This window comes from Mesorhizobium sp. BR115XR7A (assembly GCF_020165315.1).
GTDB lineage: Bacteria > Pseudomonadota > Alphaproteobacteria > Rhizobiales > Rhizobiaceae > Mesorhizobium > Mesorhizobium australicum.
On sequence record NZ_JAIUHW010000015.1, the window covers coordinates 142795 to 164195 of the forward strand.

Consider the following 21401-nt stretch of genomic DNA (forward strand, 5'->3'; position numbering starts at 1 on the left):
TGCTATATTCAAGGAAATTGCGGTGAAACGGTTCCGTTAGCCCGAGGCTTCCGGACCGTTTTCTTTTTGTACCCCAACGACAAGGCTTCCCCCGAAATGCGGGGGCGGCAGCAGGAAAGGTCAGGCACTATGAACAAGGTCCCGATGACAGGCGAGGGGTTCGCGTCATTGAAGGAAGAACTGCGTTGGCGCCAGCAGGAAGAGCGGCCTCGCATCATCGAGGCGATCTCCGAGGCGCGCTCGCATGGCGACCTGTCCGAAAATGCCGAATACCATGCCGCCAAAGAGGCGCAGAGCCTCAATGAAGGCCGCATCAACGAGCTCGAGGATTATATCGCGCGCGCCGAAGTGATCGACGTGACCAAGCTTAGCGGCGAAAAGGTCAAGTTCGGCGCCACCGTGGTGCTGGTCGACGAGGACACCGAGGAGAAGAAGACCTACCAGATCGTCGGCGACCAGGAAGCCGACGTGAAATCCGGCCGCATCTCGATCTCCTCGCCCATCGCGCGCGCGCTCATCGGCAAGGAAGTCGGCGACGCCATCGAGGTGAATGCGCCGGGCGGCGCCAGGGGTTACGAGATCGTCCAGGTGCAGTTCATCTGAGGGCGTCGGCTGGGCGCAGCTCCGCGCTGACAGGTGCTATTCGCGCGAGGTTGGCGCCGCCCCTGCCGGCAGGCAGATGAGGGGCAGCGCCAACCCTGCCAATCGTTCGATCGAAAATTCAGTCTTTCCCGGTAGTTGTCCGCCTAAGCTCTAAAAGTCGTTCAGCCTCCGCCATCACGTCCGAGGGCGTCACGCGTCTGCCACCAGGCGCCAGCAACGTCGACGCATACGGCCCGCGCGGTCCGGTCAAACCCGGCTCCGTCGCCAGGAACACGGCGACCGTCGGCAGGCCGAAGGCGCTGGCGAGATGGGTCAGCCCGGTATCGGCGCCGATGACCAGCGTCGAGCGGCCGAGGATGGCGGCGATGGCGTCCAGCGGCGACTTTGGCATCACGACCGTGGCTGGCACGGCCTTGGCGATCGCTTCGGCCACCACCTTCTCCCGTTCGTTCGACCAGGTTGTGACCGGAATCTTGCCGCGCTCGACCAGCAGGCGGGCGGTTCCGATCCAGTCCTCGACCGGCCATTTCTTGTCCTCGCGGCTGGTGCCGTGCAGCAGGAACGCGGTCCTGCCGTCGACGCCGGCGATCATGCCCGCTGGCGCCACGATGCCCGAGTCGAGCGTCAAAAGGTCCGGCCGATAGCCGAGCGCCAGCCCGAACAGCCGCCGTGTCCGCTCGATGGCGTGCAGGTCGCGCGGCACCGCATAGGTGATATCATAGAACAGCGTCGCCGAGGGCTCGCGCACGCTCGACCGGTCGAAGCCGGCGATCGGCGCGCGCGCCTGGCGTGCCACCAGGGCCGACTTCAGCAGGCCTTGCGCATCGATGACGAGGTCGTAGCGGCATTTGCGCAAGGTTCGGCGCAAGGCCGCCGCCTCGCGCCAGGTGTTCGTGTCGAAGAGGTTCTTTCGCCAGCGCCTTATCGCCACCGTGTGGATGGTGCCGATCGCCGGATGCAGCGCGAGGATGCCGGCAAACGCCTCCTCCACGCACCAGTCGAAAGCGATATCGGGCCGTGCGCGGCAGGCATCCTGAAGTGCCGGAAAAGTGTGGATGACATCGCCCATCGACGAAGTCTTGACGATCAGTACCTTCATGCCGCAGCCGGCACTTCCAGCAGGCGGTCCGCTGCCGCGGCGACCTGCGCGACTTCCAATGTCTTCAGACAGTTGAGATGACCGAGCGGACAGATTTTCCGGTGGCAGGGCGAGCAGGACAGGCCGAGCCAGACCAGTTCGCGACGCTCCGCCAGCGGCGGCGTGTTTTCAGGCGAGGTCGAGCCATAGACGGCCACGATGGATGTACCGACGGCGGCCGCGACATGCATCAGCCCGCTGTCGTTGGAGACCGCGAGCCTTGCCGCCGCTATCAGGTCGATGGCGTCCTCCAGCCGCGTCTGGCCGGCGAGGTCGACGACGCCGGGCGCAAGGGCTGCGATCTCCGCCGTCACGTCGCGGTCGTTCTTCGAACCAAACAGGGCGACCTCCAGGCCCTTGGCCATGAATTCGCGGGCAAGGCCGGCATAGCTCTCGCTTGGCCAGCGCTTGGCCGGGCCGAACTCGGCCCCGGGCATCAGGGCTACGAATTTCCGCGGCGCCAGGCCGAAACGATCGAGCAGGGTGGCCTGGTTTTTCACGTCCACGGTCAGCCGGGGGGCGCGGAAACTGCCACCCTGGGCGAGGCCGAAATAGGCCTGCGCGGTGCGTCGTTTTACGGCATCGGGCAGCGGCACGATGTCGGTCAGCAGGCCGTAGCGCATTTCACGCAGATGGCCGAAACGGCGCGGGATGCGGGCAAAGAACGGGATCAGCGCCGACTTCCAGCTGCCCGGCAGGACATAGGCCATGTCGTAGCGGCCGCGCAGCAGACGGCCGAAACGGCGACGATGGCTGAATTCCAGCGCACCCGGCTTCAGCGGAAAGTCGATCTGCTGTCGGATTTCGGGCATGCGCTTGACCAGAGGTGCCGCCCAGGCGGGCGCCAGCACATCGATCGCGGCATCGGGATGGAGTTCCTTCAGCGCCGAGAACAGGCACTGCGCCATCACCATATCGCCCACCCAGCGTGGGCCGATCACGAGGATCGTTGGGCTTTCAGCCATTCGACATAGTCTCTGACGCCGGTTTCTACAGTGCGGAATTGCCCGTTATAGCCGGCCGCGCGCAAGCGGGACATATCAGCCTGGGTAAAACTCTGGTAGCTGCCCTTGAGGTGGTCGGGGAAGGGGATGAACTCGATCTCGCCCTTGCCCAACGTGTCGATGACCGTTTCGGCGATCGCACGGAACGGCTGCGCGCGGCCGGTGCCGCAGTTGAAGATGCCGCTGGCGCCGCGCTTCCACAGCCATAAATTGACGTCGGCGACATCGCCGACATGGATGAAGTCGCGGCTCTGTTCGCCCGGCCCGAAGCCATCGTAAGCGCCGAACAGCTTTGGATTCTCGCCGCGCTCGACCTGATTGAACAGATGGAAGGCGACCGAGGCCATGGCTCCCTTATGCGCCTCGCGCGGGCCATAGACATTGAAGTAGCGCAAGCCGGCGACCTGGGAATGATCGCTGTCGAACACCTTGCGCCTGACATAATCGTCGAAGAGTTTCTTGGAATAGGCATAGACGTTGAGCGGCCGCTCCAGCGCCGGCTCCTCGCGAAATTCGGCGCCGCCGCCATAGACCGAAGCGGAGGAGGCGTAGAGGAAGGGCACGCGCAGCGCCTGGCAGGCATGCAGCAGCCGTTTCGAATAGGCGTAATTCACCTCCATCATGAACTTGCCGTTCCACTCGGTGGTGGTCGAGCAGGCGCCCTGATGGAAGACGACCTCGACGCGGCCAAGCGAGCCGGCCTCCATGCCGGCCAGGAAATCGTCCTTGTCGAGATAGTCGGCTATCGTCAAATCGGCCAGGTTGGCGATCTTGTGGCCGTCGGTGAGGTCGTCGACGACCAGGATGTCGTCATGGCCTTCCGCATTGAGCGCGGCGACGATGTTGGAGCCGATCATGCCGGCGCCGCCCGTGACGATGATCATGAAGGCCTCTGGTTGCGTGCGATTCCGGTCCTTATAAGGGAGGCTGGCCAGGCTGTCGACAAAGCAGGCGGTCGCTCGGGGCTCGCCCGCTCAGCTTGTCTGTTTTGTCCACTTTGTCTATTATGGGCAAACGGAGTTTCCAATGAAACGCTATCCATCCACTGATCTGAAACAGAATCTCGGCGATGTGCTCGCGGCTGCCAGCCAGCAGCCGGTCTCCATCACTCGGCACAACAAACCGAGATACGTCCTGATGAGCATCGAGGCCTACGAAGCGCGCTTCGGCAACGATAGCCGTTGCGTCTACGCGGCCGAGGATGCACCGCTGCAACATGTCGAGATGCTGGAGGAGTACGCCGCGGAATTGGACCGTGATTAAACCAGTGGCCGCGGACGTCTGGCGATATCCATATCTGTGGCATCGCCAACATGCAGACGGCGAGACCGAAGGCCGCAAGGCGAGGCCTGTCGCCTTCGTCGCCGTTCTTCCCGGAAAAGCCGGAGGCACGAACCTTTTCATCCTTGCAATCACTTCCACCCAGCCGGGCCGTGATCGCGTCGCGGTTGGCGTTCCGGAAATTGAACGCGCCGCGCCGGCCTTGACCCTATCCCGCTTTGGGTCATAGTCGACGAGTACAAGCACGATATTCTGGAATCGTCGGCTTATTTCGAACCGGGTGCGCGTATCGGCGCATTCAGTCCGTCATTCCACAAAAAAGTCATGTCGGCTTTCATGGCAACTGTTCGCGCAGGCCAATCCAAAGCCATCCCACGGGCTGACTGAAAGGCCTGCGATCGGACAGGGCAGGATCATGAGGGACAAGAAATGCCGCCGACCGAACTGCTGATCGCGTTTTTCGCCACCACGGCGATCTTCGCCTACATTCCGGGTCCCGCCATGCTTTATGCCGCCGCGCAGACGATGGCCCGGGGGCGCTGGTCGGGGCTGACGGCGGCACTCGGCATTCATCTGGGCGGCTATGTCCATGTCTTTGCCGCCGCCGCCGGCCTGTCGGTGCTGTTCCACGCCGTGCCGCCGCTCTACATGGCCGTCAAGCTGGTGGGCGCGCTGTACCTGATCTGGCTTGGCGTCTCGCTGTTTCGCAAGCGCGTGGAGGGCGACGTGGCGCTGCCCGCGATCGAGCGGAAGTCGGCGCGGCGCGCGTTCTTCGAGAGCATCACGGTCGAGGTGCTCAATCCCAAGACCGCGATCTTCTTCATGGCATTTCTGCCGCAGTTCATCGATGCCTCGGCGGGGTTGCCGGTCTGGATGCAATTCGTGGTGCTGGGCACCATCGTCAACCTGATGTTCTCGTCGGCAGATGTCGTGTGCGTGTTCCTGGCCGGTCTCGTGATCGGCCGGCTGCGGCGTTCGAGCCGTGCGCAGCGGCTGATGCAGAAGGCCGGCGGCGCGGTGCTGGTCGGGCTGGGCGTCCACGTCGCCTTGCAGAAGGCCTGACCTGTCCGGGTTTGCCTCCGCCCCGGCGTTGCGTTGGTGCCCAATTGCGGTATATCGGCAGGCATGACCGGCCGGCCTCGCAAATCTGGTGTTTCGACCTATCTGAGATCGGCGTTACCCGCGCGTGGCAGATGACATGATCAAGCACAATCCGCCTTCACCCGAACCCCTGCACCGCGCCATTGCGCGCTTCGGCGACGTCGCCGTGCTGGTGGTCGGCGATATCATCCTCGACCGCTTCGTCAATGGCGTCATCGAGCGGATCTCGCCGGAAGCGCCGATTCCGGTGCTGCATGGGCGTGGCGAAAGCTCGGCCATGGGCGGCGCCGGCAACGTCGTGGCCAACATCGTCTCGCTTGGCGCGCGCGCCATTCCGGTCTCGGTGATCGGCACCGATCCCGCCGGTGACAGTCTGGTGCGGATGCTGGGCGAGCTTGGCGCCGAGACACTGGGCCTTTCACAGCAGCGCGGCCGCATGACCTCGTCGAAGAGCCGCTTCAGCGCGCTCAACCAGCAGGTGCTGCGTTTCGACGAGGAAGAGATCAAGCCGCTCGCCGAGGCGGAACGGGCGGAGCTGACCCGCCGCTTCCGGAACGCATTGCAGCAGGCCGACATCGTCATCCTGTCCGATTACGGTAAGGGCATATTGCTGGACGGCGTCGCCGCCGAATTGATCGCCATCTGCCGCGAGGCGGGCAAGCCGGTGCTGGTCGACCCGAAGGGCCGCGACTACGCGCGCTACGCCGGTGCGACCGCCGTCACCCCCAACCGCAAGGAGCTTGGCGAGGCGGTCGGCCATGCGGTGTTCGCCGATGACGAGATCGTTGCGGCGGCACGGGAACTGATTGCGGCGCATGGCTTCGACTTCGTCGTCGCCACGCGCAGCGAGAAGGGCATGAGCGTGGTCGGTCCCGACGAGGCGCGCCACATCGCCACCCAGGCACGTGAGGTGTTCGATGTCTCGGGCGCTGGCGATACGGTGATCGCGAGCTTCGCGCTGGCGCTTGCCGCCGGTGCCGATCCTGTCGCCGCTGCCTCCATCGCCAACGCCGCCGGCGGCGTCGTGGTCGGAAAACGCGGCACCGCGCGGCTGAGCGTCGAGGAACTCACCGGCGCACTGTTCCGCTCGCACGGACCGACCGCGCACAAGGACGCTATCCTGGACGCCACTTCTGCCGCGCGCATGGTGGCGGGATGGAAGGCGGAGGGCCTGAGCGTCGGCTTCACCAATGGCTGCTTCGATATCCTGCATGCCGGCCATGTCAGCCTGCTGCACGCAGCGCGCAGCCAGTGCGACCGGCTGGTGCTCGGGCTCAACAGCGATGCCTCGGTGCGGCGGCTGAAAGGGCCGGGCCGCCCGGTCAACGACCAGCATGACCGCGCCTGCGTGCTTGCCGCGCTCGCTTCGGTCGATGCCGTCATTGTCTTCGATGAGGATACGCCGCTGGCTCTGATCGAGGCGCTTCTGCCCGACATACTGGTCAAGGGCGCGGACTACACGGTCGATACCGTGGTAGGCGCCGATGTGGTGCAAAAGGCGGGCGGGCGCGTCGTGCTGGTCGATCTCGTCGCCGGCAAGAGCACCACTGGCACCATCGGCAAACTGCGCGCCGGCGGCGCCACCAACTGAGGGAATTCATGTCCGAATTGAACGACTATCTGGTCCGCTCGGCGGCCGCCATCACTGCCACGGTCGAGCGAGATCTGACCGGCGAGATGGACCGTGCGGTGAATGCTGTCGTGGCGGCGCTTTCCCAGGGAAAGGCCCTGCTGGTCTGCGGCAATGGCGGCTCGGCCAGCGACGCCATCCATATCGCCACCGAACTGGTCGGCCGCTTCCTGAAGGAACGCAAGGCCTACAATGTGATCGCTCTGCCGGCCAACGCCGGGATGCTGACTGCCTGGGGCAACGATTACGGCTTCGACACGGTGTTTTCGCGCCAGGTCGAAGCGCATGGCGTCGCAGGCGGCGTGCTTTTGGCGATCTCGACCAGCGGCAATTCGCCGAGCATTCTCGCCGCGGCCGAACAGGCGCGCATGATGGACATGACGGTGATCAGCCTGACCGGCGATACCGGCGGCAAGCTCAAGCCGCTCACCGACATCCTGCTCAACGTCCCCTCGACCTCGACGCCGATCATCCAGCAGGGCCATCTGTGCCTCTATCACTATCTGTGCGAGGTGGTCGAAGCGCGCCTGTCGAATGGCTGACGAGACAGCGCCGTTTCCGCTGGCCGAGCCGGGCCTGTGGGTCCAGCGGATCGGCGGGCGGGTTTTCCCCGCGCGCTCGCCGGCTCTGTTCCTCGACCGGGACGGAACCATCAATGTCGACACCGACTATCCCAGCGACCCGGACGAGATAGAACTCAGGTCGCAGATGCTGCCGGCGATCGCCGCCGCCAACCGGATCGGCATTCCGGTGGTCGTGGTCACCAATCAGTCCGGCATCGCGCGGGGCTATTTCGACTGGGGCGTCTTTGCCGCGGTAAACGACCGCGTGCTCCATTTGCTGGACAGGCAGGGCGCGTTCGTCGACATGGTGCTGGCCTGCGCCTATCACGAGGCGGGCGTCGGGCCGCTCGCCATAACGGACCATCCGATGCGCAAGCCCAATCCGGGCATGCTGATCGAGGCGGGCAGGCGCCTTGATCTTGACCTCCAGCGCTCCCTGATGGTCGGCGACAAGCTGGCCGACATGCAGGCGGCCCAACGCGCAGGGCTGGCACAGGGCTGGCTGGTCGACGGTGAGGCGGCGCTTCAGCCTGGCTTCGCCATCAGGCGCTTGCATGACGACCACGATCTCGGCGGCCTGCTCGCCGCTATCGACGCGCTCGGATCGTAGGGCCTAAGCCTGGTCGTTTTGCTGCGAGGCTTCGTAGAGCTTGGCTTCGGTGGCGAAGGAATAGATCATCACCGACATCGAGTAGACGAAGCCATGCCGGCCGCACAGGAAGTAGCGCTTGGCCAGGTAGAATTTGAGGAAGTTGCCGAACGGCGACAGCACCAGCCGCACCAGGCCGGGCTTCTTGCCTCTCTCGACCAGCGTCACCGCCTTGAGGCTGGAATAGGTGTTGGCCCGGGCAAGATCCTCCTCGACCGATATTTCACGGCGATGCAGCAAGAGACCCTCTTCGATCGTGTCGGTCTCGCCCGGCACGTGAACGGATTCATGCACCCGCGCCGTTAGATCCATGCTGGCGCCTTCCCTGCGGAAAAGCCTGAGCAGCCTGTTGTGCAGCACCCAGCGATGGGCATAACCGTAGCCCTTCAGCCAGTCGCGGCGGCGCATGTACCATCCGCTGGCCTTGCCGCCGGCCGCCTGGGTGATGGCCACGATCGACTGCCGCAATCGGTCGTCGACGCGCTCGTCCGGGTCGATCGAAAGGCACCAAGGCTGGTTGGCGTGGTCGAGCGCGAATTGCCGCTGGCGGGGGAAGCCCGGCCAGTCATTGTGCAGCAGCGTTATCGGATAGCCCCTGGCGATATAGCTTTCAACGCATTCGACGGTGCCGTCCGTCGAGCCGGAATCGACGATGATGATCTCGGCACAGAAATCGATGCTTTCCAGGCACGGGCCGATCATATCGGCCTCGTTCACGCAGATGATCAGCGCCGAGACCGGGCTTGCAAAACGGGTCATGGTCCCCTTCCCATGGCGGATTCTTCCCGGAATATACGCTGCTGGCGCCATCTGTTCTCAAGCAATTCCGGGCGGAAAACCGTTACACATGCTGGAATGCTCGGGAAACCAATGAAGCGTCAGTTGAGCGGCGAATCCGGCAGAGCCGTCCAGCCTTGTACATCAGCGTCTTTCGAATACCAACGCGGCACCGGTATGGCGAATGTCGGGAATTTGCCCATCGCGCAGGCGTTCGCCTGGCTCAGGAGCGCTCGAACGACACCAGGCCCTCATCCTTGACGCGGCGGATGGTGAGCGCGGTGCGCACCGTGTCGACGTTCGGCGTCGAGGTCAGTTCCTCGATGACGAAGGTCTGGAAGGCGCCGAGGTCGCTCGCCACGCAATGCAGCAGAAAGTCGGATTCGCCCGATACCATCCAGGCATCGCGCACGATCGGCCAGCCGCGCGTACGCTCGGCGAAGATGCGCAGTTCGGCATCGGCCTGGTGATGCAGCCCGACCAGGCAGAAGGCAACGACATCGAGGCCCAGCGCCGGGGCGTTGAGCAGCGCGCGGTAGCCGCGAATGATGCCGGCTTCTTCCAGCCGCTTGACCCGGCGCAGGCAGGGCGGTGCCGAAATGCCGACGCGGTTCGAGAGCTCGACATTGGTCATGCGCCCGTCCGACTGAAGCTCGCGCAGGATCTTCCAGTCGATGGCGTCAAGATCGGCCTTGAGGGGCATCAGGGTTCTCGATGATCAGTGTGGCGCAAGAATCTTTCGCTATTTTGTAATTAAACGACTTTTGCGTCGAAGCCAGCCCTCGTCGACGCGATTGTGGACAGGTAACGAAAGCGGCCATCGCGCGAATATCCATAGGGGCCGAAGCTTTCCGGGGACGACGGTCCGTTCGTCTTGCTGGCGTGGTTTGCAGCCCTTACATTAAGAGCGATATTCCACGTCTTTTTCCAAGGCACACTCGCTGTCCGCCCCCGCAGAGGCTCCAAATGACCACCAAGCACGCGCCCGTCCTCATCATCGGTTCCGGTCCGGCCGGCTATACGGCGGCGGTCTATGCCGCGCGCGCCATGCTGAAGCCGATGCTGGTCGCCGGTCTGCAGCAGGGCGGCCAATTGATGATCACCACGGATGTCGAGAACTACCCCGGCTTCGCCGATCCGATCCAGGGACCGTGGCTGATGGAGCAGATGCTCAAGCAGGCCGAGCATGTAGGCACCGACATCATCAACGACATCATCACCGAGGTTGACCTCAACGTCCGGCCGTTCCGCGCCAAGGGCGATTCCGGCACGACCTACACGGCCGATGCGCTGATCATCGCCACCGGCGCGCAAGCCAAGTGGCTGGGCATTCCGACCGAGCAGGACTTCATGGGCTTCGGCGTTTCCGCCTGCGCCACCTGCGACGGCTTCTTCTATCGCGGCAAGGATGTCGCGGTGGTCGGCGGCGGCAATTCGGCGGTGGAGGAGGCGCTCTATCTATCCAACCTCGCCAAGAGCGTCACCGTCATCCACAGGCGCTCGGATTTCCGTGCCGAACGCATCCTGCGCGAACGGTTGTTGAAAAAGGACAATGTCCGCGTCATCTGGGACACGATCGTCGACGAGATCACCGGCCGCCCCGGCAAGGCACCGCTGCCGCCTTCGGTCGAAGGGCTGAAGCTCAGGCATGCCGTGACCGGCGCCGAGAGCCACCTCAAGATCGACGGCGTCTTCGTGGCCATCGGCCATGCGCCCGCGGTCGAGCTGTTCGCGGGCAAGCTGAAGCAGAAGCCGAACGGCTATCTGTGGACAGCGCCGGATTCGACGCGCACCGACGTGCCCGGCGTGTTCGCCGCCGGCGACGTGACCGACGATATCTATCGGCAGGCCGTGACGGCGGCGGGGCTGGGCTGCATGGCCGCGCTCGAAGCGGAAAAGTATCTGGCCGGCATCGAGGTGCATCGCGAAGCAGCGGAATAGGGGCCGCCGCAGACTGTATAAAACGGCTTAGAAACGCCGTGTAAAAGCCTGATTTTTCATTCAGACGCCAACCGGAACGAGGGGAAATCATGGCGTTGGACTGGGACAAGCTACGCGTGTTTCACGCCGCGGCGGAAGCGGGATCGTTCACGCATGCGGCCGAGACGCTGCATCTGTCGCAATCGGCGATCTCGAGGCAGGTCAGCGCGCTGGAACATGATGTCGGCGTGCCGCTGTTCAACCGCCATGCGCGCGGCCTGGTGCTGACTGAACAGGGCGAGATGCTGTTCCGCACGGCGCATGACGTGCTGATGAAGCTCGAGACCATCAAGTCGCGGCTGACCGAGACCAAGGACCGGCCGTCCGGCGTGCTCAGGGTAACGACGACCGTTGGCCTCGGCGCCGGCTGGCTGACCGAGCGGGTGCAGGAGTTCATCGAACTCTATCCCGAAATCAGCCTACAGCTGATCCTCGCCAACGAGGAACTCGACCTCACCATGCGCCAGGCGGATTGCGCCATCCGGCTGCGCCAGCCGCAACAGCCGGACCTGATCCAGCGCCGCCTGTTCACCGTGCATTTCCACCTTTACGCAGCCCCATCCTATGTCGCCAAGCACGGCAAGCCGGGCTCGGTCGCGGAGCTGAGAACCCATCGCATCGTCACCTTCGGCCTGCCCGTGCCGTCGCATCTGTCGGAGTTGAACTGGCTGGAGACGGTCGGCGATTTCGAGAGCGGCCAGCGCGTGCCGTCGCTGCAGATCAACGACATCCTGTCGATCAAGCGCGCCGTGCAGGGCGGCGCCGGCATCGCCATGCTGCCGGACTATGTGATCAGCAAGGATTCCGGCCTGGTGCAGCTGCTGCCGGAGACCGAGGTGCCGTCCTTCGACACCTATTTCGCCTACCCCGACGCGATGAAAAACCAGGCCAAGCTGCACGTGTTTCGCGACTTCATCATCGCCAAGGCCAGAAGCTGGTCGTTCTAGCCTATCCTCTCAAGGCGTAATCCGCGGCAGCCAACCCGGTACGTTGCGGCGGTAGGCCTCGTATTCGGCGCCATAGCGGTCAGCGAGCGTCGGCTCCTCGTAGAGCTTGGCGAAGGTGACCATGGCAGCCGCCGCGATTGCCGCGTAGGCAGCGATCGACCAGCTCGAGAACAGCAGCGCCTGGCCCAGAATGATCGACAGCACGGCGACATACATGGGATTGCGGACATGGCGGTAGACGCCGCCGATCACCAGCCTTTCGGTCGGTGCGACGGGGGCGGGCGTGCCCAGCCCCTCCAGCGCGAAGCGGACGAAGGCATGCAGCAGCACCGCGGCCGCGGCAATGACGAGCATGCCGCCGGTGAGCGCAAACAAGGGCAGGGGCGACCATGGCAGGCCCCAGCGATCGCTAAGCAGCCAGGGAACCAGCCCGGCGACAACGCCGGGAGCCGCAATCAGGAAAATGCCGCTGCCGGCGATCGCCGAAAACCTGCGCAATGGTCGATCCTCGCTTGACTGCCTTGGAATTGAACCGCCGCTGCCTCATTCCACATCATCAGTGTTTTTCGGCATTCGGGAGCAAAATCGGTCGGGATCTGCGTTTTCGAGACGACAATGACCCGAAATCGCGCCTCATTTTCATGATTCTGCTGGTCCTATTGGCTTCTGGAATGAGTTGGACCACAGCCTGTGCCTTTTTGCATGTGTGTGTTGCAAAATAGATGCTTGTTTCTTGGGCATGAAGAGCACATATAGAGATCATCTCCTGGACGCGTTCTCCTCCCATTAGCGTCCTCGAGTGTTCCCCTCTGGAGGTTAGCCTTAACAGGCACTTCCAATCAAATTCAGCCGGATCTTCGTTGATCCGGCTTTTTTGTTGCCTGCATGCCACTGGGATGGCTGAAAAATTCACCGGAATTGCCGCGTAACAGTGTCATGTAACCTCTGGTAACATGACAAGGACACCCTCCATCTGCTAAGTGGATGATAGGACGCGGTGTGGTTCGGACGGGAGATGGGGGCATCACTCGTACGGCCCGGGCTCAGGCGGCTACCGCGTCCGAACCTTTTGCGCCGAAGCGCGGCGACCTCGACATGCGGCGGACCTGCCGTTTTTCCTCCCGAGAAAACGGTCCGCAAACAAAACGACGTCCGGCCCCCCCGGGCGTCGTTTTTGGTTTTCGCCCCCTCGATCGTTCGAGGGGGCTCCACATGATTCGGAATCTGGCACCGGGCGAAATCAGGCAGCCTTGCCGTTGGCGTTCATCGCTTCGTCGGCGAGACGACCAGTCAGCTCGGCCATGTGATCGAAAACGGCGCGGTAGCTGGCAACGCCCGAGGTGGCCGAGCGCAGCTCGATAATCAGATCGCCGATCTCGGCTTGCGGCATGGTCGCCTCGACGACGTCCCATCCCGGCCAGTCGGGCCGCGCGTCATAGCCGAGGATCTGGCCGCGCCGCTGCGGGATCAGCGCGATGATCTTCGATGTCGCGTCCGACGGCGTGACGATCTCTACCTTCATCACCGGTTCCAGAAGCACCGGCGAGCAGGCGGCCATGCCTTCCTTCATGGCGAGCTTGGCCGCCATCTGGAAGGCCATGTCGGAGGAATCGACCGCATGGTACGAGCCGTCCGACAGGTTGACCGCGACATCGACCACGGGGAAGCCGAGCGGGCCGGATTTCAGGTAGTCACGTATGCCTGTCTCGACCGACTGGATGTAGGTCTTGGGCACGACGCCGCCGGTGATGGTGTCGGTGAACTGGAAGCCGGAGCCGCGCGGCAGCGGCTTGATCTCGATGACGACATCGCCGAACTGGCCATGGCCGCCCGACTGTTTCTTGTGGCGGCCGCGCTGCTGCACCGGCTTTCGGATCGTCTCGCGATAGGGCACCGCCGGCGCATGGCCTTCCACCGGTATCTGGTTCTTGCCCTCCAACCGCTCGCGCACGACGCGCAGATGCATCTCGCCATGCCCTGACAGCACGGTCTCGGCCGAATCCTGATTGTGGCGCAGGCTGAGCGAGGGATCCTCCTCTGCCAGGCGCTGGATGGCGGCCGACATCTTGACCTCGTCCTTGCGCTCCCTGGGGCGCAGTGCGAAGGCGAAGACCGGCTGCGGCGGCTCGACATCGAAGAGCTGCTTGGCACCGCCCTTGGCCGAGGTGAGCGTCTGGCCGGTCTTGACCGCGTCCAGTTTGCCGAGCGCCACGGTGTCGCCGGTCCTGGCGGCGGTCAGCTTGACCTGTTCCTTGCCCAGCATCCGGTAGATTCCGGAAACCTTGGCGGTGTCGCCGCCGGGCAGCCACAGTTCCGAGCCGTCGGCGACCTGGCCGGACAGGATGCGCGACACCGACAGCTTCCCGCCATGCGGCGTGTGGATGGTCTTCATCACCTGGACCACCGTCGCATTGCCGTCCGGGGCGCCGAGCCGCTTGCGGGTCGCCTCGATGTCGGGCGCATCGTGGCGGATCGTCTTCAAGAGGCGCAGCACGCCATTGCCTTTCTCGGCGGTGCCGATCAGCACCGGCGTGACCGCGCCTTCGCGCAGATCGGCGGCGAGATCGTCGAAGATCGCGTCCTTCGGCGGCTCTATCTCTTCCAGCAGCTGCTCCATCAACTCATCGTCGTGATCGGCCAGCGTCTCCAGCATCGAGAAGCGCGCCTCCAGTTCGCGCGCCTTGTCGTCGCCCGGTATCTCGGCCACCTCGCTTTCGGCATATTCGCGGTAGATGTAGGCGCGCTCCAGCGCCAGATCGATCGAGCCGATCACGACGCCGTCCTTGCGCAGCGGGATCTGGCGCAGAAGCAGCGGCGCCGCGCTTGTCGGCTGCAGCATCTTCAGTGTATCGCGCACGCCCGCGATCGCCTTGTCGACCTTGTTGAGGAACAGGATGCGCGGCACGCCGAGATCGTCGAGCTTGCGCATGATGAGCTGCAAGGCGGGGATTTTCTTTTCGTCGGCCTCGGCCACGACCACCGCGACGTCGCAGGCGGCCAGCACCGGTTCGGCCTCGAAGGAGAACTCGATCGATCCGGGGCAGTCGATGAAGGTGAACTGCTCGCCCATGAACTCGGTGGTGGCGATCGACGCCTCGACGCTCATGGCGTGGGCGCGGGCCTCGGGCGAATGATCTGAAACAGTATTGCCCGAGGAAACCGGGTTCTGGCGGGGAATGGCGCCGGTACGGGCCAATATGGCTTCGAGAAGTGTCGTCTTACCGCTTGCGAAGGGACCGACTATGGCAATGCATTTCGGTCCCGTGCGTCGTCCTCCGGCGCGAGTACCCATGACTGACCTCCACTCAGGCGTTTCCTGGGGACCGACTGGCATTCATGGTTCAGGCCAGGGTCAATCGGTCCTGAGCGGCGGCCGGCCTGTTCGACCGTCGCGGGCGGCCTGTTTCGGCCTGCCCGCGATTATCGTCCCACTTGTTTGCCGGCAGGGCAAGAAAAATAGGAAGCAGGCACGGCCGGTCGTCTCAGGCGCTGAGCGCGCGCGGTTCGACCGAGCGCCCGTCAAGCAGCGCGAGCTTGCCGCGAGGCACCGGCCTGCCGAAGAAATAACCCTGGAAGCGATTGCACCCGGCCGCCTTGGCGAGAGCGAATTCTTCTGCCGTCTCCACGCCTTCCGCCACGATGGTGACCTCCTGGATGCGCGCGATCTGCGCCAGCGCCGAGACGAATATCTGTGCCACCTGATCGTGAGCGAGGGCGCGGATATAGGAGCTATCGATCTTGATGATATCGACGGGCAAGGTCTTCAGATAGTTGAAGCCGCAATGGCCGGTGCCGAAATCGTCGAGGGCGATGTGAAAGCCGAGGCCACGCAATGCTTCGAGGCGCCGCAGGATCTCGGGCGTGGCGGCGGTCGCCACCGTCTCGGTGATCTCGATGATGAACTGTGATGCCGACCGGCCAGTGTCCTTCAGCACGCGGTCGCACATGGTCACGATCTCGTCACGCTTGAGCTGCTCGCCGGAGACGTTGATGGAAATGCGGCGGCCGGCGAACTGGCCGATGTCGGCACAAGCCCGCTTGAACACCCATTCGCCGAGCATGTCGATCAACGTCGATCGCTCGGCGATCGCAATGAACTCGGCCGGCGCGATCAGCCCGCGAACCGGGTGGCGCCAGCGGATCAGCCCCTCGAACGCCTCGGTGGAACCGTCCGGGCCGACGATCGGCTGATAATGCAGTTCGAGTTCGCCCAGATAGACCGCGGCGCGCAATTCCCGTTCGACCAGCCGCCGGTAGCGCTTGTCGGACAGCATCTCCTCGTCGAAGACGGTGACGCGGCCACGGCCCGCTGCCTTGCTTTCATAAAGCGCCAGATCGGCAACCAGCATCAGTTCCGTCGTGTTCGAGGCATGGGCCGGCGCCAGGGCGACGCCGATCGAGATGGAGAGCGGAATGGTCTTGCCTTCATGCGATTTGCCGGCGCGCATGGCATCCAGCAATCGTCTGACATCCTTGTTGATGGCCGCCAGGTCGCCATGGGGAATGATGACACCGAATTCGTCGCCGCCGAGGCGTCCGACCATGGCGCCGGCAAAGATGCGCTCCGCGGTCTTGACCAGATGCGCCAAGGTGAGGTCGCCGAACTGGTGTCCGAACGTGTCGTTCAACTGCTTGAAATGGTCGAGGTCGATCAAGAGCAAGGCTGCCTCGCGCCTGTCGCGCCTGGTGCCCAGGCTTTCGCGCAGCGCTTCGAGGAAATAGCGTCTCGTCATGGCGCCGGTCATCGCATCCCTGGTGAGGAAATGATGTTTCTCGGCTTCCGCAGCGGCGGCCGACTGGAGACGATGGACGACGCTGCTGCGCATGTACATCAATGCCAGCAAGGCCAGGCTCGTGGCCAGGATCGAGATGGCGAAGGCACCGCCGGCTGACAGGTTTTGCGAGACGTCGAAAGCGCCAAGCACCGCCGCGCCGGTGCTGATCACGAGCAGCGACTGGATACCGCGATAGATCCGGCCGCTATGGTCCTTGATCGTCGCCAGTATGCTCATCCGCCAGCCCTCGTAATGCAGGCCAACGGCTAGTGCGCAGCCGTTAAGAAGACATTGAATTCCCGGGCATTTCGCTTGGCGGTCCCGTGCCGGCAAGTGTCATGGTTAAGAATCAGGCCTTCGTCCAAGCGAGGTGACAAGGGCGGTTGCATCAGAGCCGATCCAGACCGAGAATGCGGCTCACTTCGCGGGCCGGCATCTCACCGGCAACCACCAGTTCCAGGGAACAGACGATGAAGATCATTGCTTGCGGCAGCGTGCCGACCGTTATAGCGCCGGAAAAATATTTCACCGGCCGGGTTCTGCAGACGCCAATCATCGAGAAGGAGCCGCCAGCGCGGCTCAGGGCCACGCTGGTCAGTTTCGAGCCCGGCGCGCGCACCCACTGGCACACGCATCCGCTTGGCCAGACGCTTTATGTCACCGCAGGCGCCGGCCTGGTCCAGACATGGGACGGGCCGATCCAGGAAATCAGGGCCGGTGACGTCATCTCCTTCGCGCCCGGCGAGAAGCATTGGCATGGCGCGGCGCCGAAATCGGCAATGACGCACATCGCCATGCAGGAGGCGCTCGACGGCGTCCATGCCGACTGGCTGGAAGAGGTGACCGCGGCGCAATATGGCGGCTGATTGCTGTATCCACAAAACCCGGCGGTAACGCCTGACAGCGGTGACGCCGGGTTTGTTTCGGATCTACCAGATCAGGTCAGCGACGCGGTAAAACGCTGGATGCGCGTGCAGGCTTCCTCCAGCAGCGTCTCCGAGGTGGCGTAGGAGATGCGGAAGTTGGGGCCAAGGCCGAAGGCCGAGCCGAACACCACCGCGACGCCCTCGGCCTCGAGCAGTTCCGAGCAGAAGGCCTCGTCGCTGTCGATCATCTTGCCGGCCTTGGTCTTCTTCCCGATCAACTGGGCGCAGGACGGATAGACATAGAAGGCGCCTTCCGGCGACGGGCAGGTGATGCCGCGCGCCTGGTTGAGCATCGAGACGACGAGGTCCCGCCTGCCTTGAAAGATCGCCTTGTTCTTGGCGATGAAATCCTGCGGGCCATTCAACGCCTCGACCGAAGCCCATTGCGCGATGGTGCAGGCGCCGGAGGTCTGCTGGCCCTGGATCATGTCCATCGCCTTGATCAACTGGACGGGACCGGCGGCGTAGCCGATGCGCCAGCCGGTCATGGCATAGGCTTTCGAGACGCCGTTCATGGTCAGCGTGCGCTCGTAGAGCTTGGGCTCGACCTCGGCGATGGTCTTGAAGACGAAGTCGCCATAGGTCAGGTGTTCGTACATGTCGTCGGTCAGCGTCCAGACCTGCGGGTGCTTCAGCAGCACGTCGGCGAGCGCCCGCAGTTCGGCCTCGCTATAGGCCGCGCCCGACGGGTTCGACGGCGAGTTCATCAGCAGCCATTTGGTCTTCGGCGTGATTGCCTTTTCCAGCACCGCCGGCGTCAGCTTGAAGCCATTGTCGATCGAGGTGTCGGCAAATACCGACGTGCCGCCGCAGATCGCCACCATTTCGGGATAGCTGACCCAGTAGGGGCGGGGGATGATGACCTCGTCGCCGGGGTTCAGCGTCGCCATGAAGGCGTTGAACAGGATCTGCTTGCCGCCGGTGCCGACGATGGTCTGCTCGGGCTTGTAGTCGAGATTGTTCTCGCGCTTGAATTTTTTCGCGATCGCCTCGCGCAGCGGCACGATGCCCGAAACCGGCGGGTATTTGGTCTCGCCACGGCGAATGGCCTCGATCGCCGCATTCTTGATGTTGTCGGGCGTGTCGAAATCGGGCTCGCCGGCGCCAAGGCCAATGATGTCCCGGCCGGCATTTTTCAGCTCGCGCGCTTTCTGCGTCACCGCGATGGTGGCGGAAGGCTTAACGCGGGAAAGGGTGTCGGCAAGAAAGGCCATGACCTTTTGTCTCTCCAAAGGATCGGCGCGGCCAAGAGCGGCCGCGGCGCTTCTCATGTCGCAACATTCCCGTCAGCGCAAGCCTTGTCGGCTGGGCCAGGTGGGGCAGCGCGGTCAATGAGGCGTGATCGGCAAAAGAAAGTTCATTAACGGGCGGTAGAGGCTTGCATGGCAGGATCGCGGTTCAATTCCGCCAGGTCGCGGAGCGAGGAACCTTTGTCGCGCAGCATCGGACTTGCCCATATCACCCGTCATGATGACGGCACCTCGAGCGGTGTCTGGGGCATTTATACGCTGCAAAGCGCTTTTCAGCCGATCTTTGCCTTCAACGAGGGCAAGCTTTCGGTTGCCGCCTTCGAAGGGCTGATCCGTCCGTTTCGCGACGGCGAGCCGCAATCGCCGATGAGCTTTTTTTCGACCTGTCCGGCGGCCGACCGTCTGCATGTCGAGGCGCTGACCAGGACGCTGCATCTGCTCAATGCCGGCGCCTGCCTGCCGCGAGAGGCGTCGATCTTCATCAATTTCGACCCGTCGGTGTTCACCGAGCGCGCTGTCGCCGACAGTGCCTTGCGTGACATGCGGCTGGTGCTGCACGAAGCCGGCATCGATCCGGGCCGCGTCGTTTGCGAGGTGACGGAGCAGAGATCGGCATCGCAGGAGACCCTGCACGGCTTCGTCGCCGCGCTCAGGGCCAACGGCTTCCGGATTGCCGTCGACGACTATGGCGCTGACGATTCCGACATTACCCGCGTCAAGGAATTGCGCCCCGACATCGTCAAGTTCGATGCGCACTGGATCACGCAACTGATGGAATCGGGCGCCGGTTTCGCGCTGCTGACATCCATGGTCAGGAGCTTCGAGGACCAGGGCATCCGCACAGTGTTCGAAGGTATCGAGGAAGGCTGGCAACTGGAGTTGGCCGAACGATCGGGCGCCTCGATGGTCCAGGGCTATGTGCTGGCCCGCCCAGAACTGGCGCCGACGAGTTTCCGCGCTTTCGGCCAGGGCAGTCCCGAGCCGGTTCCTCCCCTGGGCCATGCGCCCGCTCCCGCCGCCGTCGCGCCGCGCACCGGGCGGCCCGCAAAAGCCTTCGGGCGCAAGGTGGCGCCATGAGCGTCGAGCGGCGGCGCACCGTCGGCGATGCGATCTTCGTCGACGAGATCGGCATCGAATGTGGCATCCATGGCGACTTCCGCCTGCGCAGCGCCTACCAGCCGATCTACGCCCCGCGCGGCGGCAGCTTGCATCCCGTGGCCGTCGAGGGCCTGATCGAACCGCACCGCGCCGGCCGGCCGGTGTCGCCGCGGGTGTTCTTCGACAGCGTCGCGGCTCCGGAGCGGCTGTACATCGAAACAATGTGCCGGGTGCTGCATCTGAGGAATTTCCACAATATCGGGGTCCACGGGCTCGACCTGTTCTTCAACTACAATCCCCTGGTCAACGACCATGCCGGACGGGCGCTGGCCGAGATCCGGCTGATGAGCCGGCACCTCGATGAACTCGGCCTGGCACCGGCCATGCTGGTGTGTGAAATCACCGAGCAGGCGGCGGACGATGCGCTGCTGGCCAGGCTGGTGCGTGAAATGCGGCGCGACGGCATCCGCATCGCCATTGACGATTTCGGCACCGGCCATTCGACCGTGGAGCGGGTGAGCCTGCTTCAGCCCGACATCGTCAAGATCGATGGCGGCTGGTTCGCGGAATTCTGCCGCCACGCCGCCGCGGAACGCTTCTTCCGCCCGCTGGTGTCCAGCCTCCACGATCGCGGTGCCAAGGTGCTGGTCGAGGGCATCGAGCAGCCCACCCATTTGCGTGTCGCGCTCGAAGGCGGGGTCGATTTGCTGCAGGGCTTTCTGCTTGGGCGTCCGGCGCTGGCCGGCACCATCTTCAACGAAGAGCCGCTTGCCGTCGATGCGCTGCTGGGCTTCGACAACAAGGTCGTGCCATTGCATAAGCGGCGCTGATGGTCGCGCCAAAACAAATCATTGGTTGAGGATGGCGCCGCTGCGATAATCGGCTCGCAGAAGCAGCGCTCCGGGGAACCATGATGATACTTTACAGCATGATCGATAGCGGCAATTGCTACAAGCCGCGTTTGCTGATGGCCAAGCTCGGCCTGGCCTTCACCACCGTCGAGGTGAGTTCGCATACCGGCGATACGCGCAAGGCCGATTTCGTCGCCAAGAACCCGAACGCCATGGTGCCACTGCTGGAACTGGACGACGGCCGGCGGCTGGCAGAATCCAACGCCATCCTGCTCTATCTCGCCGAAGGCACACGCTTGCTGCCCGCGGACAAATATGAGCGCGGGCTCGCTTATCAGTGGCTGTTCTTCGAACAATACAGCCACGAGCCCTATATCGCCGTGCGCAAGGCGCTGCTGACCTTTCCGGAACGCGCAGCGGATGCCACGCCGGAGCGGCTGGCGGCGACGCTGGAGCGCGGCAACAAGGCGCTCGGCGTCATGAACACATATCTCGAAAACAACGCCTTCTTCGCCGGCCGCACATTCAGCATCGCCGACATCGCGCTCTATGCCTATACCCACACGGCGGAGCAGGGCGGGTTTCAACTGGACGCCTATCCGGCGGTGGTCGCCTGGCTCGCCCGCGTGGAGGCGGACCCGGGGCATGTGCCGATCGAGTGGGTGGGGTAGGCGACGCAGGCGATTGGCGAAAGCGGCAACACAGCGTGATCTCTGCACGCCAGACAAATAAAAAGGCGGGATAAATCCCGCCTCAGACTGCTGACAAACCCCGTCAATTTTGGCGGGTTTTGTTTTTATGGTTTGAATGGGCTGGTTATTTCGGTGT

21 protein-coding genes are annotated in these 21401 nt (G+C 63.8%); 12 read left to right on the top strand and 9 right to left on the bottom strand.

Annotated features, from left to right (window positions below; genetic code table 11):
• Window positions 1-129: 129 nt before the first annotated feature.
• Complete coding sequence (gene greA, locus LB557_RS27160) at window positions 130-603, top strand: transcription elongation factor GreA (protein WP_015316152.1); 474 nt, start codon at window positions 130-132, stop codon at window positions 601-603.
• 118 nt (window positions 604-721) lie between these two features.
• Here the strand turns inward: greA and waaC are convergent, their stop codons facing one another.
• From waaC to rfaD, 3 genes are read right to left on the bottom strand one after another with little or no spacing between them, the layout of a single operon-like run.
• Window positions 722-1702: a lipopolysaccharide heptosyltransferase I gene (gene waaC, locus LB557_RS27165; protein WP_224644043.1), complete on the bottom strand. Its 981-nt coding sequence runs from the start codon at window positions 1700-1702 to the stop codon at window positions 722-724.
• Window positions 1699-2706 carry a lipopolysaccharide heptosyltransferase II gene (gene waaF / locus LB557_RS27170; RefSeq protein WP_140664939.1) on the bottom strand — a complete coding sequence of 336 codons (1008 nt, stop codon included), beginning with the start codon at window positions 2704-2706 and terminating at the stop codon, window positions 1699-1701. The genes waaC and waaF overlap by 4 nt, the downstream gene beginning before the upstream one ends.
• The gene (gene rfaD / locus LB557_RS27175) at window positions 2679-3629 is read right to left on the bottom strand and encodes an ADP-glyceromanno-heptose 6-epimerase (RefSeq protein ID WP_224592734.1); all 951 of its coding nucleotides are present in this window, start codon (window positions 3627-3629) and stop codon (window positions 2679-2681) included. Before rfaD ends, waaF begins: the two co-directional genes overlap by 28 nt.
• Window positions 3630-3771: 142 nt before the next feature.
• On the opposite strand from rfaD, the gene LB557_RS27180 reads away from it, so the two are divergent.
• From LB557_RS27180 to gmhB, 5 genes are all read left to right on the top strand, one after another.
• On the top strand, window positions 3772-4008 hold the full coding sequence (locus tag LB557_RS27180) for a type II toxin-antitoxin system Phd/YefM family antitoxin (RefSeq protein WP_224644042.1): 237 nt from the start codon (window positions 3772-3774) through the stop codon (window positions 4006-4008).
• Between the two features lie 447 nt (window positions 4009-4455).
• A complete protein-coding gene (locus LB557_RS27190; protein ID WP_140875467.1) occupies window positions 4456-5088 on the top strand; it encodes a LysE family translocator in 633 nt (210 codons plus the stop codon).
• Window positions 5089-5224: 136 nt separating this feature from the next.
• Window positions 5225-6718, top strand: a complete 1494-nt coding sequence (rfaE1, locus tag LB557_RS27195) for a D-glycero-beta-D-manno-heptose-7-phosphate kinase (protein WP_224644041.1) — start codon at window positions 5225-5227, stop codon at window positions 6716-6718.
• 8 nt (window positions 6719-6726) lie between these two features.
• Window positions 6727-7299, top strand: coding sequence for an SIS domain-containing protein (locus tag LB557_RS27200; RefSeq protein ID WP_224585822.1), 573 nt, complete (start codon window positions 6727-6729; stop codon window positions 7297-7299).
• Window positions 7292-7930, top strand: a complete 639-nt coding sequence (gene gmhB / locus LB557_RS27205) for a D-glycero-beta-D-manno-heptose 1,7-bisphosphate 7-phosphatase (RefSeq protein WP_224644040.1) — start codon at window positions 7292-7294, stop codon at window positions 7928-7930. The genes LB557_RS27200 and gmhB overlap by 8 nt, the downstream gene beginning before the upstream one ends.
• 3 nt (window positions 7931-7933) lie before the next feature.
• Here gmhB and LB557_RS27210 read toward each other — a convergent pair whose 3' ends face one another.
• On the bottom strand, window positions 7934-8728 hold the full coding sequence (locus LB557_RS27210) for a glycosyltransferase family 2 protein (RefSeq protein ID WP_015316162.1): 795 nt from the start codon (window positions 8726-8728) through the stop codon (window positions 7934-7936).
• A 241-nt stretch (window positions 8729-8969) separates the two neighbouring features.
• Window positions 8970-9449: an Lrp/AsnC family transcriptional regulator gene (locus LB557_RS27215; RefSeq protein WP_023770207.1), complete on the bottom strand. Its 480-nt coding sequence runs from the start codon at window positions 9447-9449 to the stop codon at window positions 8970-8972.
• 263 nt (window positions 9450-9712) lie between these two features.
• Between LB557_RS27215 and trxB the strand changes: the two genes are divergently transcribed.
• Together trxB and LB557_RS27225 are read left to right on the top strand one after the other, a co-directional pair.
• On the top strand, window positions 9713-10687 hold the full coding sequence (gene trxB / locus LB557_RS27220; RefSeq protein WP_127873462.1) for a thioredoxin-disulfide reductase: 975 nt from the start codon (window positions 9713-9715) through the stop codon (window positions 10685-10687).
• A gap of 89 nt (window positions 10688-10776) precedes the next feature.
• The gene (locus LB557_RS27225) at window positions 10777-11673 is read left to right on the top strand and encodes a LysR family transcriptional regulator (protein WP_015316165.1); all 897 of its coding nucleotides are present in this window, start codon (window positions 10777-10779) and stop codon (window positions 11671-11673) included.
• Between the two features lie 9 nt (window positions 11674-11682).
• Here the strand turns inward: LB557_RS27225 and LB557_RS27230 are convergent, their stop codons facing one another.
• From LB557_RS27230 to LB557_RS27240, 3 genes are all read right to left on the bottom strand, one after another.
• On the bottom strand, window positions 11683-12171 hold the full coding sequence (locus LB557_RS27230) for a methyltransferase family protein (protein WP_224644039.1): 489 nt from the start codon (window positions 12169-12171) through the stop codon (window positions 11683-11685).
• A 742-nt stretch (window positions 12172-12913) separates the two neighbouring features.
• Window positions 12914-14965 (bottom strand): elongation factor G, encoded by a 2052-nt coding sequence (locus LB557_RS27235; RefSeq protein ID WP_224644038.1) that lies wholly within the window; start codon window positions 14963-14965, stop codon window positions 12914-12916.
• 190 nt (window positions 14966-15155) lie between these two features.
• On the bottom strand, window positions 15156-16685 hold the full coding sequence (locus tag LB557_RS27240) for a putative bifunctional diguanylate cyclase/phosphodiesterase (RefSeq protein ID WP_224713130.1): 1530 nt from the start codon (window positions 16683-16685) through the stop codon (window positions 15156-15158).
• A 233-nt stretch (window positions 16686-16918) separates the two neighbouring features.
• On the opposite strand from LB557_RS27240, the gene LB557_RS27245 reads away from it, so the two are divergent.
• Complete coding sequence (locus LB557_RS27245; RefSeq protein WP_140617749.1) at window positions 16919-17314, top strand: cupin domain-containing protein; 396 nt, start codon at window positions 16919-16921, stop codon at window positions 17312-17314.
• A gap of 71 nt (window positions 17315-17385) precedes the next feature.
• On the opposite strand, the gene LB557_RS27250 is transcribed toward LB557_RS27245, so the two are convergent.
• Window positions 17386-18588 carry a pyridoxal phosphate-dependent aminotransferase gene (locus tag LB557_RS27250; RefSeq protein WP_224529284.1) on the bottom strand — a complete coding sequence of 401 codons (1203 nt, stop codon included), beginning with the start codon at window positions 18586-18588 and terminating at the stop codon, window positions 17386-17388.
• Window positions 18589-18804: 216 nt separating this feature from the next.
• Between LB557_RS27250 and LB557_RS27255 the strand changes: the two genes are divergently transcribed.
• The 3 genes from LB557_RS27255 to LB557_RS27265 all read left to right on the top strand — a co-directional run bounded on the left by LB557_RS27255 (window position 18805) and on the right by LB557_RS27265 (window position 21244).
• On the top strand, window positions 18805-19701 hold the full coding sequence (locus LB557_RS27255) for an EAL domain-containing protein (protein WP_224644337.1): 897 nt from the start codon (window positions 18805-18807) through the stop codon (window positions 19699-19701).
• A complete protein-coding gene (locus tag LB557_RS27260; protein WP_224644336.1) occupies window positions 19698-20552 on the top strand; it encodes an EAL domain-containing protein in 855 nt (284 codons plus the stop codon). The genes LB557_RS27255 and LB557_RS27260 overlap by 4 nt, the downstream gene beginning before the upstream one ends.
• Window positions 20553-20635: 83 nt before the next feature.
• Window positions 20636-21244, top strand: a complete 609-nt coding sequence (locus tag LB557_RS27265) for a glutathione S-transferase family protein (protein WP_224644335.1) — start codon at window positions 20636-20638, stop codon at window positions 21242-21244.
• Window positions 21245-21401: the final 157 nt, after the last annotated feature.